Annotated in this window: 15 protein-coding genes; 2 read left to right on the top strand and 13 right to left on the bottom strand. The window is 41.3% G+C overall.

What is annotated here, in order from left to right; genetic code table 11:
* Positions 1 to 32: 32 nt before the first annotated feature.
* Positions 33 to 581, bottom strand: coding sequence for a nucleoside recognition domain-containing protein (locus tag HLI_RS18835; RefSeq protein WP_128526442.1), 549 nt, complete (start codon positions 579 to 581; stop codon positions 33 to 35).
* 181 nt (positions 582 to 762) lie between these two features.
* Positions 763 to 1,491 (bottom strand): transglycosylase SLT domain-containing protein, encoded by a 729-nt coding sequence (locus HLI_RS18830; protein WP_241655887.1) that lies wholly within the window; start codon positions 1,489 to 1,491, stop codon positions 763 to 765.
* Positions 1,492 to 1,682: 191 nt separating this feature from the next.
* Between HLI_RS18830 and HLI_RS18825 the strand changes: the two genes are divergently transcribed.
* Positions 1,683 to 1,967 (top strand): DUF2624 domain-containing protein, encoded by a 285-nt coding sequence (locus tag HLI_RS18825; protein ID WP_128526441.1) that lies wholly within the window; start codon positions 1,683 to 1,685, stop codon positions 1,965 to 1,967.
* Positions 1,968 to 2,183: 216 nt separating this feature from the next.
* Here HLI_RS18825 and HLI_RS18820 read toward each other — a convergent pair whose 3' ends face one another.
* Both HLI_RS18820 and HLI_RS18815 read right to left on the bottom strand, forming a co-directional pair.
* Complete coding sequence (locus HLI_RS18820) at positions 2,184 to 3,077, bottom strand: deoxyribonuclease IV (protein WP_128526440.1); 894 nt, start codon at positions 3,075 to 3,077, stop codon at positions 2,184 to 2,186.
* 17 nt (positions 3,078 to 3,094) lie between these two features.
* Positions 3,095 to 4,414: a DEAD/DEAH box helicase gene (locus tag HLI_RS18815; protein WP_128526439.1), complete on the bottom strand. Its 1,320-nt coding sequence runs from the start codon at positions 4,412 to 4,414 to the stop codon at positions 3,095 to 3,097.
* A gap of 174 nt (positions 4,415 to 4,588) precedes the next feature.
* Between HLI_RS18815 and HLI_RS18810 the strand changes: the two genes are divergently transcribed.
* Positions 4,589 to 5,548: a 4-hydroxy-3-methylbut-2-enyl diphosphate reductase gene (locus tag HLI_RS18810; protein ID WP_128526438.1), complete on the top strand. Its 960-nt coding sequence runs from the start codon at positions 4,589 to 4,591 to the stop codon at positions 5,546 to 5,548.
* A gap of 297 nt (positions 5,549 to 5,845) precedes the next feature.
* Here the strand turns inward: HLI_RS18810 and HLI_RS18805 are convergent, their stop codons facing one another.
* The 9 genes from HLI_RS18805 to HLI_RS18765 form a co-directional block, all read right to left on the bottom strand.
* A complete protein-coding gene (locus tag HLI_RS18805) occupies positions 5,846 to 6,964 on the bottom strand; it encodes a Nif3-like dinuclear metal center hexameric protein (RefSeq protein ID WP_128526437.1) in 1,119 nt (372 codons plus the stop codon).
* On the bottom strand, positions 6,961 to 7,668 hold the full coding sequence (locus HLI_RS18800; RefSeq protein WP_128526436.1) for a tRNA (adenine(22)-N(1))-methyltransferase: 708 nt from the start codon (positions 7,666 to 7,668) through the stop codon (positions 6,961 to 6,963). The genes HLI_RS18805 and HLI_RS18800 overlap by 4 nt, the downstream gene beginning before the upstream one ends.
* Positions 7,669 to 7,734: 66 nt before the next feature.
* Positions 7,735 to 8,097, bottom strand: coding sequence for a cytochrome c550 (cccA, locus tag HLI_RS18795; RefSeq protein ID WP_128526435.1), 363 nt, complete (start codon positions 8,095 to 8,097; stop codon positions 7,735 to 7,737).
* Between the two features lie 109 nt (positions 8,098 to 8,206).
* Positions 8,207 to 8,746 carry a hypothetical protein gene (locus tag HLI_RS18790; RefSeq protein WP_128526434.1) on the bottom strand — a complete coding sequence of 180 codons (540 nt, stop codon included), beginning with the start codon at positions 8,744 to 8,746 and terminating at the stop codon, positions 8,207 to 8,209.
* A gap of 85 nt (positions 8,747 to 8,831) precedes the next feature.
* Positions 8,832 to 9,968 carry an RNA polymerase sigma factor RpoD gene (rpoD, locus tag HLI_RS18785; RefSeq protein ID WP_128526433.1) on the bottom strand — a complete coding sequence of 379 codons (1,137 nt, stop codon included), beginning with the start codon at positions 9,966 to 9,968 and terminating at the stop codon, positions 8,832 to 8,834.
* A gap of 37 nt (positions 9,969 to 10,005) precedes the next feature.
* The gene (gene dnaG / locus HLI_RS18780; protein ID WP_128526432.1) at positions 10,006 to 11,817 is read right to left on the bottom strand and encodes a DNA primase; all 1,812 of its coding nucleotides are present in this window, start codon (positions 11,815 to 11,817) and stop codon (positions 10,006 to 10,008) included.
* Between the two features lie 37 nt (positions 11,818 to 11,854).
* Positions 11,855 to 12,316: a YaiI/YqxD family protein gene (locus HLI_RS18775; RefSeq protein ID WP_128526431.1), complete on the bottom strand. Its 462-nt coding sequence runs from the start codon at positions 12,314 to 12,316 to the stop codon at positions 11,855 to 11,857.
* Positions 12,317 to 12,570: 254 nt separating this feature from the next.
* Positions 12,571 to 13,383: a pyruvate, water dikinase regulatory protein gene (locus HLI_RS18770; RefSeq protein WP_128526430.1), complete on the bottom strand. Its 813-nt coding sequence runs from the start codon at positions 13,381 to 13,383 to the stop codon at positions 12,571 to 12,573.
* 26 nt (positions 13,384 to 13,409) lie between these two features.
* On the bottom strand, positions 13,410 to 14,039 hold the full coding sequence (locus HLI_RS18765) for a transcriptional regulator CcpN (protein WP_128526429.1): 630 nt from the start codon (positions 14,037 to 14,039) through the stop codon (positions 13,410 to 13,412).
* Positions 14,040 to 14,119: the final 80 nt, after the last annotated feature.

Raw genomic sequence — 14,119 nt, 5'->3', positions numbered from 1 at the left:
CGCCCCTTTATTTGATACTTCCGGCAAAATAATTAAATCAAGTTATAAAACGGTGCGAAGAATAAGGAAAAAGCGATAGAAACTATACTGACGATAATCGCCATATTCCCTAGTGTATCTGCTCCACGTCGCTTCCCGACGATTCCTAAGATTATGCCAGCTGCACCCAGGATCAATGGAGCGAAGAAAAAGGATAGGATAGCTGCTGTTAACCCCAACCATCCCATTCCAGCATTTACGTTGTCCTCCATGGTCGTTTCCTGCTCTTCATTGTGCATAGGCTCATCTATACGGCCGACTGCCGCTTCTTGAGCGAATTCTTCTTCATAACTATCTCCGTATACAGGTTGGTTAGGTCCGCGACCATGATCATCGACTGCTTCTACCTGATCATAGCCCTCTTCCCTTCTGAAATCTTGTTCCTGCATAGTATCAAAGGCTTCATTAATTACTTGCTCAGTTGTTGGCTCCTCGTGAACTTCTTCATCCATCGATTCATGGTGCACTTGTTCTATCTCATCACCATGCTGTGGAGCTTTTTCTGTTTCCTGATTCTCTTCAGGATTTTTCGGATCATACATGCGAAAACCTCCCTTTCTGTTTGGAGAATCATGATTAGTATGTGAAGATTATCTCCATTTACATCAGGAAGTTGATGGGAAGGTTTTTTTTACCATTTGGATAAAAAAATAATCCAGATGAGGGGACTCCGAAATGTGGTTTCGCCCTATAACTGAATTACTCAAATGGAAATACAGAAGCTTACTTAGCTATAGCTACTGTTGTATGTGTGTCTGCTTTTTCTTGAATTTCTTCCGCATACCAGCTTTCAGCATGTCCATTTTCTTCCTTGTATTGCTCTAGACCACCCATCCCTCGATGATAAGCCGTTAAAGCTTCGTCCCAATTTTCATACTTGCTTTTAAGAAAATCTAAATAAACTAATGATAATTGCATGGAATAATAAGGATCGAATAAAAGCTCATCTTCATAAGGTAAGTCAGCCATATCAGCAATCCATGGAGCAGTATTCTTCATGAACTGGGACATTCCATAAGCGTGTCCATACTTTGTCTCAGGCCCTACAAGCTCTGGATCAAACGTTCCCCCCGTTTCCACTTTTAACAGTTCGTAAACGAGAGAGGGATCGATTTCATAACGCTTGGACTCCCTCACTAAATACATCGCCCATGACTTTTTGAATTCTCCACCACTATCTTTGACCAGTTGTTCTGCCTTCTTTTCTATAGCAGGCCATGTGTGATATCCATTTTTCTCGCTTGTTTCCACAGGCTGCCCTTTCAAATAATCGTTGGTTGACTTTAATCGATCATTTTCTGTGACAAGCTTTTCGTTCTTATTTTCTAATTGCTGATTCTTTTCAGCTAAAGTTTTTTCCTCTTTCTGGTTCCATTGGTGCACAGTAAAGAATGTTACTGCAACGAGCAGCATCGCTAAACCCGATTTCATTAAAAAGGGATTCTCCTTCATTTCATTCACTCCTTCGCTGTTCCTGCAAAATCGGCACTGTTGAGCAGTACCCATTTGGACCCATTGGCTTACACTATAGTATTGCCTGGTGTATTTCAATTGATATACTCAATCACATGATTTTTCAAAAACACATATCCTTCCCACTTTTCATATGGTGTACTAAATAAGGAGAGAGGGAGTATAAGCCAATGAAAAATGTGGCACAACAGTTCATTACCCAAAAGTTGAAACAACTAACCGTAAATGAATTACTTTTCTATAGTAAGAAGTACCGCATTTCTATATCCGAACAAGAAGCCGCAGCCATAGTGAAAGCTTTGAAGAAAAATAAGGAGAACCCCTTCGATCCAGAGGGCCGGAAGAGAATGCTGAAAAAACTTGCGAGTATCACTTCAAAAGATACAGCACGAGCAGTGAATCAATTACTTATGAAGATCGCGAAGGAGTATGGTGTGGAAGATTGGCTGAAATAAACAAAAGCGCAAGTGCTTGACCAGCCTAGACCAGCTTAAGTAAATCTTTGAAGTGGCGGTTTTTTACCAAAGCAAAGAGCTTGCTTAAGACCCCGAGAGTTTTGGCGCTCATGTACCACCATTTTCCAGACGAAAAAAAGCAGGAAGCTTCCTGCTTTTTTCTATGCATATCTCAATTTTTTCTTGGCGGGAATACCAACGCGTTTTCACATCCGATTATTGCTCCATGATTTTATCTTTTAGGTTTTCATCGAAAGTTCCTTCTTTAACCATATCAATTTCAAACCGGTATGGAGGTTTTTTGTTTTTCTTGTCCTCTCCGACATATGGAGTTTCAAGAATCTTAGGCAGATCTTTTAATGCCGGATGGTGAATGACCTGATGAAGTGCCTTGAAACCGATGTGCCCAAAACCAACGTTTTCGTGTCGGTCTTTTCCTGCGCCCTGAGCATTCTTGCTGTCGTTTACGTGAATCACTTTCAAACGGTCAAGTCCAACAATTTTGTCGAACTCATTCAGTACACCGTCAAAATCCTCTACGACGTTATATCCTGCATCGTGGATGTGACATGTATCCATACATACGGAAAGTTTTTCGTTCATTGTCACACCATCGATAATTTGGGCAAGTTCGTCAAAGCTTCTCCCTATCTCCGATCCTTTTCCAGCCATCGTTTCAAGGGCGATTTGGACACTTTGGTCTTTGTGCAAGACTTCATTTAACCCTTCAATGATTTTCGGAATCCCCTTGTCTACTCCTTGACCGACATGGGAACCAGGATGCAACACGATTTGTTTCGCACCCAGCGCTTCAGTACGGGCGATTTCATTACGTAAAAAGTCGACACCTAATTGAAAAGTCTCTGGTTTTGTAGTATTTCCGATATTAATAATATAAGGAGCATGGACGACGATATCCTCCATGCCATGTTCTTTCATATGTTCAGTGCCTGCTTCGATATTCAGTTCTTCAAGCGGGCGACGTCTAGTATTCTGAGGGGCTCCCGTATAGATCATGAATGTCCCTGCACCATAGGAGGCAGCTTCTTCACTGGCCCCTAGAAGCATTTTCTTTCCTTTCATCGATACATGTGAACCGATTTTCAACATAAAATCCCTTTCCTTCCTTACTTCTTACGAAAACGGTTTTGTTTCATCTTTTTCAAATTCTGATCTGCTTCTTGTTTCATTTTCTTTTTGTAACCTGGTTTGACTTTCTTCGGTTTACGTACCATTTGCTTTGCCTTTTTCTCTTCACTTGAGGCACTGCGCTCTCTTGTTTGTCTTTCATTGTAGGAGTTGACTTCTTTCCATTCTCCATTTTTCACCTCATAAAAATCAAACGATAAACCTTTCTTTTCTAACTTCTGTATCAAAGGTAAATCTGATTCTTTATAAAGGTTAATGGCTGTGCCTTGTAATCCTGCACGGGCAGTACGACCTACACGGTGAACGTAGAATTCTTCCTCTTTCGGCATTTGGGCATTAATTACATGACTGACACCTTGAATATCAATTCCTCGAGATGCGAGATCCGTGGCTACGATGTATTGATAACGAAGGCTTTGCAATTCTTTAAGCATCCGTTTACGCTCTCTCGGAGATAAGCCGCCATGTAAAAGCCCAACTTCCAAACCTTTGTCCATCAATTGGTCTGCTAGCCTGTTCGCGTGTTCTTTTCCATTTGTAAAGATGATTGCCAAATAGGGTTGGATAGCTTTGGATATATCGATGATAATGTCCGCAGGCTCTTTATGGCGCAATGGAATCAAACGGTGTTCCATCGATTCAGGCGAAGGTTTGTCATCCTCAATTTCTATATGAGTCGGATTCGTCAAATACTTTTTCAGGAAAGGCTGTAACCTTTCCGGGATCGTTGCAGAAAAGACCATCATTTGTACCTCTTGGTCCATCCGCACAAGAATTTGATCGACATCTTCAATGAAACCCAGATCAAGCATTAGGTCCGCTTCGTCCAAAACGAATGCTTTGGCATGATATAAATCAATGGCTTCTTCTTTAACCATATCTAATATTCTTCCTGGTGTGCCGACAACAATATGAGGAGTCATTGACGATAGTTTGTCCACCATTTTTTGCTTGTCCGTACCACCTATAAGCAGCTTGGAGCGCCATACATTTTCTTTTCCAGCTAACTCAATCGCTTTTTTCACTTCATCTTGAATCTGAATGGCAAGCTCTCTCGTCGGTGCTGTAATGACAAACTGAACTGAATTGATGGCTTCTTCCAACTGATTTAATAATGGAAGTAAAAAGGCATGTGTTTTCCCTGAACCTGTATGAGATTGACCGATCAAACTTTCACCTCTCAATGCAGGTGGTAATACTTGTTTCTGAATAGGTGTTGGTTCTTGAAAGCCCAGCCCTCCCACAATCTTACTGACTGTAGGGGTAATGGCGTATTGTTCAAATTTATGCTTACTCATAACCGTTCTCCTTTTAAATAAAATGTTCCTTCCCTATTATAATAGAGGCAGGGAAAAATTGCACGATATCGTTATTTTAACATCTGCTTTCTTTGTCATCTTTCCCTTTAGCCTTTATAATGATAATGGTATCTTAAAAGTTATTGGATTGGATAAAGAGGAGGACGTTAAAGAATGGAAGTCATTAAAATCGCCCCTCGCGGTTATTGCTACGGTGTAGTAGACGCTATGGTCATTGCCCAGAACGCAGCGAAAGACCCGAATCTACCTCGCCCGATATATATATTAGGGATGATTGTCCACAACACCCATGTTACAGATGCTTTCGAAGAGGAAGGAATCATCACAGTTGATGGGAAGAATCGTAATGACATGTTAGAAGGAATCAATGATGGAACAGTTATATTCACTGCACATGGTGTATCTCCGCAAGTGAAGGAACGCGCCAAAGCTAAAGGATTGACTGTCCTTGATGCGACCTGCCCTGACGTTACGAACACTCACAACTTGATTCGAAAGAAAGTAGCAGAAGGCTATGAAATCATTTATGTAGGAAAAAAAGGCCACCCAGAGCCTGAAGGAGCGATGGGGGTAGCCCCGGGCAAAGTCCATCTCGTTCAAACAGAAGAGGATGTGAACCAACTTGAGATCACCCATGACAAATTGATGATCACAAACCAGACAACTATGAGTCAATGGGACGTCTATGATGTGATGGAGAGAGCGAAGGAAAAATTCCCTCAGTTAGAGAAACAGCAGGAAATTTGCATGGCGACACAAGTCCGACAAGAAGCCGTGTCTGAACAAGCCGGAAAAGCTGACTTGACTCTCGTCGTAGGCGACCCGAAAAGTAACAACTCTAACCGCCTTGCTCAGGTTTCCAAAGAAAAAGCAGGAACCACAGCCTACCGTATTTCAGACGTCACCGAAATCCATCTTGATTGGCTGGAAGGTGTCGAAACAGTTGCCGTTACAGCCGGCGCTTCCACACCGACCCCTATCACTAAAGAAGTAATTAAATTCATTGAGCAGTTTGACCACGAAGATGAAGACACATGGATTCGCGAATCTAAAGTGGAACAGAAAAAAATTCTTCCAAGAGTCAAAACCAAAAAGAAAGCGAATAGAACGTAATAAGGCTGGGGGCATAGGCTCCCAACCTTATTTTTATATAGAAAGAAACAGACAGGTGAATCAAATGACCTTTGCTAAATACTTAATGAAATAACCAGCCTTCCATAAGAGTAAAGTAAGACCAAACAAAAAATCTACTTGGAAATTGACCTATCCCTTTCCTCAAACCCTACGATAAGCAACCAATTCCATTCTTTCCTTCTCGCAAGGATGCCATTCAATGGTAGTGTCAAATACAAAAAAACCACAGATATACAAGGTTTTTAGCATCTCTCCTTGTAAATCTGTGGTTTTTCATTATACCATTTTGAACGGTTCTGTATCTGATTCTGAAACAAGAATATTCAAATGTCCATTTTGATTGCAATGCTCTTCTAAGTAATCCTTCACCTTAGGGCATACGACCTTTTCGACATGGTGACCCGGGTCTATGACAGCCAGCCCCATTTCCATTGCATCTTGAGTTATATGAAAAGTCATATCCCCAGTAATATAAACATCTGCCCCGCTCCGTTTAGCAGCATGGATATATTTCTCTCCACTGCCACCAAGGAGAGCAACAGTTTTCACCATCTTTGTAAAATCACCGCTTGCGCGAACTGATGGGATCTCATAAGCTTCTTTAACCTGGCCGATAAATTTCTCCAACTGCACAGGTTCAGGGAGTGTACCGACCCTTCCAGCACCAAGCGACTCTCCTTCATTCAACAAAGGATAAAGATCATAGGCAACTTCTTCATAAGGGTGAGCTGCTTCCATCGCCTTCAATACACCCGCCAAATCTGATTTAGGAACAATGGTTTCAATTCTCTTTTCATCAACGACTTCAAGTTCTCCTTGTTCGCCAATAAACGGATCTGTTCCACTCTCTGGTTGGAACGTACCCTGGCCGGACAATTGATATGTGCAGTGACTATAGTTACCGATATGACCTGCTCCAGCCTCGCTGATCGCATTTCTAACCGCATCGGCACGGTCTTCAGGAACGAAAACCGTCAGTTTGACTAACTTATCCTCACCTGATTTGATAAGAGGCTTTCGATTTTTCAAGCCTAATAGATCTGCCATCACATCATTGACACCACCTTGTGCTATATCTAAATTAGTATGTGCTGCATATACAGTGATATCATGCTTGATCAGCTTCTGGACTATCCTTCCTTTAGGCGTATCCAAATTGATCTGGTTTAATTTCACGAACAATAATGGGTGGTGAGCGATAATTAAGTCAACGTTCTTTTCTATTGCCTCATCTACGACATTTTCTAATACATCCAGTGTCACCATGATATTTTTCACTGGTTTGTTTAGAGAACCTACTTGAAGACCGACATTATCCCAATCATAAGCTAAATGCTTAGGGGACCATTCTTCAAACTGTTTAATGATTTCCTGCACTATCCATTGCTGTTTCATAATTCAATAACCTCCTTCAACCATCTTATTTCTTGCTGAAGACGATCTATTTTGCTCTCACTGACTTCTACTGCCAGCTTCACTTGCCTTAGGACGTATTCCTTTTTATTCAGTTCCTCCTGGCATTTCTTGATAAACGTTTCTGAAGGGCTTGCTAAAAAAAATGGACCTAACCACATTTCTTTCTCTATGCTCTCTTTATGGTAGGGGCGTGAAGGGTCACCCTTTTCAGCTGCTAAAACTTCGTAAATATGGCCGCTCTCTTCCACGATTGATTCGCTCACAAGTTCATAGTCATTCTTATAAAACCATTGTCGAACCGATTTTGAATCAACGTTCGGCTGCGTAATAATTCTCTCTACGGAGGTAAGTCTATCTTTTCCCTCTTCCAATATATCTCTGATTAAGGGGCCGCCCATTCCTGCGATCACAATCTGATCGACTTCATCCTTTTGTACTACCTCAAGTCCATTACCAAGGCGAACATCAATCCTATCCTGAAGTTCATGTTTTTCCACTTCTTGACGGGCACTATTATAAGGCCCCTGATTGACTTCCCCTGCGATTGCCTGTGCTTCTGAGTCCCTTAAGCAGACATAGCATGGTAAATAAGCATGATCAGAACCTATATCAGCAAAATGGGAGCCATGAGGCAGATATTCTGCCACTAGAGTCAGCCGTTTTGATAATTGATTTACATTCATATTAAAAATCCTCTCATTAAAAAGAAAAGCTTTCTGAAGTGAACAGAAAGCTTTTCTTATAAGGTCTTATTTTTTCTCTGCCAACCACTCCGCCAATTTAGTCGCTTGCTCTCCTGTGTAAAGCCCAGCAGGCATTGCGGAACCTTTACCATTGACTATTATATCGTTGATTTCTTCCGCAGAGTATTTACTTCCGACCTCTTGAAGGTTTGGACCATTTGCTCCACTAAGATCTCCACCATGGCAGGTGGCACATTGATTTTGGAACAATTCTTCCGGACCGGCATCTACCGTTTCTTCTTCTCCTCCGCCTTCTTCTTCATTCTGGATGGCTTCGCGCTGATTGATACCAGCTGAAGATACGATAATCATGACTATAATACCTAGTACAGCAATCACTGCGAATGGAATCACAGGGTTTTTTCTCATTAGTTGCAACCTCCTTATGTATTCCCTCAATATGAATTTTTCGCGTCTATTCGACTATATTTATTTTACTTGAAATCCGTTACTTATTAAAGAGATAACATGTGAAAACTTATAAAACAATATATATAAACAGTATCAAAAATCCTATCAAACCAGATATGAGCAAGGTTTTCACATTCCATAACCAGCCAAGATAGACCCACAAAGAAAAGTGAACGCCCATGACTATGTATAAGGCCACTTCATTTTGCCAGAAATACTGGACGATATGGATGGATAGAAGGAGCATTGTCAGTAATGTAACAATCAAAGGCAGGAACGACCATTCCGATCTCTTAGCTCTTAACCACCAGAAATGAAACCCTGCAATGATTACAAAACTCGACAAAAGCCCTGTTTGCATTATGATGCCCATTTCAGTAAAATAAATGACAAGAAATGAAAGGGGTACCAAAAATAAAGTGAGGCTGATACTCAGATAGAAAAAAAGATGCGATCTCGCATGGGTGTTCTCTCGTTCTTCTAAGTGATCCCCATCTCCTTTTGTGTACAACGCTAAAAGAAAATCGCAATATTCACTTGGTAATAAGCGGTTATTTTTCCAATAATGAATTTCGCTGATAATGGTCCTCGTACGGTCATCTTTCATAGCACCCTCCAGCAACAAAGATAAAACTCAGGACACCCACCCGAATGAATACCAAACGATAAGGGGGTCCTGAGTAGGAAGATTGTTATTCCATGAAGTCTTTTAAACGTTTGCTTCGGCTTGGGTGTCTCAGTTTACGAAGAGCCTTAGCTTCAATTTGGCGAATTCTTTCGCGTGTGACTCCAAATACTTTTCCAACCTCTTCCAGAGTACGGGTACGGCCATCATCTAATCCGAAACGCAAACGCAGAACATTTTCTTCACGATCAGTCAATGTATCCAGCACATCTTCCAGTTGTTCTTTCAGCAATTCGTATGCTGCATGATCGGAAGGAGAGGTTGCTTCCTGGTCTTCGATGAAATCACCGAGATGAGAATCATCTTCTTCACCAATAGGTGTTTCCAAAGAAACTGGTTCTTGAGCGATTTTTAATATTTCACGGACTTTATCAGGAGTAAGGTCCATGTCTTGAGCAATTTCTTCTGGTGTCGGTTCGCGCCCAAGGTCCTGTAGAAGTTGACGCTGCACCCGAATCAATTTATTAATTGTTTCCACCATGTGTACGGGGATTCGGATCGTACGGGCCTGGTCAGCTATCGCACGGGTGATGGCTTGCCTGATCCACCATGTTGCATAAGTACTGAACTTATAACCTTTACGATAATCGAACTTCTCCACGGCTTTGATAAGCCCCATGTTCCCTTCTTGGATCAAGTCCAGGAACAACATCCCCCTGCCTACATAACGTTTAGCAATACTTACTACTAGTCGGAGGTTAGCTTCTGCCAGATCGCGCTTCGCTTCTTCGTCACCACTCTCAATACGCTGAGCCAGACTGATTTCATCTTTAGCAGCGAGAAGGTTGACACGGCCGATTTCTTTCAAGTACATGCGGACTGGATCATTAATCTTCACCCCAGGTGGCACACTCAAATCGTTTAGATCGAATTCTTCTTCTTTATTCAATTGTTTCATACTCGGATCTGTATCTGAGTCTCCGATCACCTCTACCCCTTGCTCATTGAGGTGCTCATAAAACTCATCCATTTGGTCTGAATCCAATTCAAAACTGGAGAGTTTTTCTGCCACTTCCTCATAGGCCAGGATTCCGCGTTTTTTTCCAATCTCCAACACTTGCTCTTTTGCTTGCTCAAGTGTCAGTTCACTCTGATTTTCAGTTGTTTCTTTAGAACGTGATGGCTGTTGTTTCTTATCTGCCATAAGTCCCCCTCCTTCCAACAATCTATACAAACTATACCTAGTTGTTTTTCAGCTCTTTTTTTCGTTTGATAAGATCCATGGCAATTTCTGCTGCTTTGATAGGATCTTTCTGCTGCTCTGCTTTTTTCAATTCAGCTTCGAGATTTTTGATGTCGGTAAGATCCCAATATTCTGCTCGTATCCATGAAATATAATCATTGATTTCTTGATCAGAGACCTCTTCGCTGATGGGAGCCATCGCAAGCTCTATAGCTAGACTTTTCACGGCAGGGTCTTCAATCAGTTCCACAAACTGACTGATATCCGATTCATTACCGTCTTCATAATATGCATAAAGATGGGTCACGATGACTTGATGATCTTCTATATTAAAAGCACCGCCTATTTCCTTCTGAACTTTATCAGCAATATAAGGATCTTTCAACATATATGCAATCAGTTTCCTTTCTGCATTGTGAAAGGCTGGCAGTAATTTATTCTGGACCGATGATTTTCTCGTATGATTAGTATATCGGTTCCTGGTCTCATTATCCTTTACACCGCTTTTACCTCTGATTCTCTGCACTTCTTCTTTCAAAGTATCCAGGGCCATCTTGAATTCTGCTGCCAATTCATTGAGGTAATGTTCTCTTTCAACAGCACGATCGAGAACGGCGATCTCTTGTAATACTTTTTCGATATATGTGATCCGATCTCCTTCTAATTGAAGATTATAATCCCTTCGAAGGTAGCTCATCATGAATGAAATATACGTATCACTTGTATCGATGATTTCCCGACGAAATCGTTCTCCCCCATTCTTTTGAATGAAATCGTCAGGATCCAGTCCGTCTGGCACTCTTGCAACATAGGTGTGACATCCGATACTCTTAACCAATTTCGCCGCCTTGACCGCAGCTTCTATGCCTGCACGGTCTCCGTCATAACAAATAATTACTTGTTCGACATACCTTTTTAAAAGGTTTGCCTGAGAACTTGATAATGCTGTTCCCATCGTTGCTACAGCATTATGAATACCTGCTTGATCTGCTGTTATGACATCGCCGAAACCTTCAAAGAGTAACACAGACTTTTCTTTTCTGATCGCTGAACGTGCCAGATCGAAATTATAAAGCAGCCTTCCCTTATGAAAAAGCTCCGTTTCAGGGCTGTTCAAATACTTCGGTTCTTGTTCTCCTATGGATCTCCCTGCAAATGCCACAGTCTTTCCGAGGTGATTTCTTAACGGGAAGATGACCCGTCCTCTGAACCGGTCCGCATAGTCTCCATGATCATTCGTACTGAGCAGCCCCGCCTTGACCATCGTTTGTGGATGGTAGCCTTTCTTTTCGAGGAAAGTTACGACAAAGTCTTTTGAATTCGGCGAAAAGCCAATCTGATACTTTTGAATCGTTTCATCCGTAAAGCCTCGATCCATCAAATATTGATAAGCTTCCTGACCCTCTTTGGAATTCTTTAACAAATGATGATATAATTTGGTGAGCCATTGATGGGCTTCCAACATCGATTGAGATTCTTGACTTCTTTCTGCCGGACCTTCATCTGTCATTTGTTCCGGAAGCTCGATACCCGATTGCTCCGCTAATTGTTTCAACGCTTGTACAAAGCTGAAGCCTTCCATCTCCATTAGGAAGGTATAAACATTCCCTCCCTTTCCACAACCAAAGCAATGGAATATCTGCTTATCTTGAGAAACGGAAAAAGAAGGAGTGTTTTCCCCATGGAAGGGACAAAGACCAAAATAGTTTCTGCCTTGTTTCTTGAGATCGATATAATCGCCGATCACTTCGACAATATCCGATGACGTTCTGATTTCATCCACTTTTTCATCTGGTATGTGTCCAGCCATTTGATCACCATACTACTCAATTATTCTCGATTAAAGACTAAATTCCTTCAACATCTGACAACAAATCTTGGAGAGCCGAGCGAAATCTTTCACCATCTTTGCTGGTAAAAGCTGATGGGCCTTTCCACTTTTTCCGGCGCTTCATTGTTTGCTGCCGGATAAATTTTTGATTCATAATATTATCAGCATCATTTTCTTTAACCAGTTTACCTCGTGGTGTTAATACGTAAACTCCTTTAGATGTTAATAACACGGCTAAGGAAAGATCTTGTGTGATGACGATATCATTAAAGCGAACTTGATTGAGGATGTATATGTCTACTGATTGTGATCCATCATCGACAAAAGTCCACCCTTCATTTGATTTTACTGGACTGTAATGATTGACTGTCGCAATGAATTGAGGTTGTATTTCATAGAGGTTACACACTTCAACGATTTCATTTTGCACAGGACAACTATCTGCATCTACCCAGACCTTCACATTTAGTTTTGGCATAGTATCAGTATTTCTACAATAAGCGGTAGAATCCTCCTAAAAAACGAATGTTTTATTATTCTGAAAAGTCAATACCTGCAAGAATTGATGGATGTTGCGTTCTGAACAAGGACAAACCCTTCATTAAAAGGATTTTTACCACAAATAGATATTATAATACATTCCTCCCATTAATGCTATATCCAATTTCATTTAATTTCATTCTTCCCAACAAAAGTCGCGCTTAATCATAGCGCGACTTTTGTTAATTTGTACTATTCTTGAGCATCTTGACGCAATTTATTCATAATTACATTTGCTGTCTCTTCCACCGCTTTATTTGAAACATCGATGACTGGACAACCTATGCGCTCCACTACACGGTTGAAATGGTCGATTTCCTGTTGGATCCGGTTGATATTCGCATAGCTTGCCTGATCACCAAGCCCCAATGACTTCAGTCTTTCTTTCCTGATATCGTTCAGCTTTTCTGCACTGATTTTAAGTCCAATACACTTATCAGGATCAACCCTGAACAACTCAGCCGGGGGATGAACTTCTGGTACTATAGGAACATTAGCGACTTTTAACCGTTTATGGGCAAGGTACTGGGACAAAGGTGTTTTCGATGTTCGGGAAACACCTATTAATACGATGTCCGCTTTTGAAATCCCTCTAGGGTCACGTCCATCATCATAGCGGACTGCAAATTCAATGGCTTCTACCCGTTTAAAGTAATCCTCATCCAATTTATGAACAAGCCCCGGTTCTAAACGAGGCTTGATTTTCAAATGGTCTTCCATCAATTCCATCATCGGTCCCATAATATCCACACATTTAATACCGTTTTTTCTCGCTTCAGATATTAGGTGCTGTCTGAACTCTGGCACAACTAACGTGAAACCGATCATAGCGCTATGTTCTTTCGCTTGGAGGACTGCTTCGTTGATTGTCCCTTTATCTTCGACATATGGAATACGCTGCAAATCAAAAGGGCCATCATCGAATTGACTGAGACAAGCTTTTACGACGAGTTCAGCAGTTTCTCCTACTGAATCTGATAGTACATAAATTAAAGGTTTCTCCATTTTCACCCTCCTCCGGTCTTTGCAGCTTATAGGTGACGATCCCGGCCAAGCTCCACCAAAGCTTTCGTTATATTGGTTTTCGTTAATCTGCCGACTACTTCCAAACCTTCTTCTGCGGGGTTTACTACAGGCAAAGCATCAATTTGTTTCTCTATGAGCTTTTGTGCAGCGTCTAACAAGAGGTCTTCTGGTTTACAAATCGTGATGTTCGGCATTCTTGTCATAATGATATGAACAGGGATAGATGACAAATCCTGGTTACCGATACTCGCTCTTAAAAGGTCTTTTCGTGAAAGTACTCCAACTAAGTGGGACTTCTCATTTGTCACAAATAATGTACCGACATCCTCCAAAAACATTGCGCAAATAGCATCATAAGCAGATACATCTTCTTCTACGACGATCGGCAGGGACTGATATTCATCTACCTTGAACTTCTTCAATTTTTCTGTGAATAACTCAGACCCGGTCTTTCCCGTGAAAAAATAACCCACACGCGGTCTAGCATCCAAATACCCTGCCATTGTCAATATAGCAAGGTCGGGACGCAGAGTAGCACGTGTCAAATTCAATTGATCTGCAATGTTCTCACCGGTTATCGGACCATTATCTTTTACAATTTGGATAATTTGTTCTTGTCGATTAGAGAGTTCCAATCTTTCACCACCCTGATCACTGACTGTGACATACTATTTCTCATTATAGCTCATTTTTATTAACGGGTAAAAGAAGGAGT

The sequence above is a fragment of the Halobacillus litoralis genome (assembly GCF_004101865.1).
Taxonomy (GTDB): Bacteria; Bacillota; Bacilli; order Bacillales; family Halobacillaceae; genus Halobacillus; species Halobacillus litoralis_A.
The sequence above is the reverse complement of the archived record's forward strand: the minus strand, read 5'-3'. Positions and strand labels throughout refer to the sequence as shown.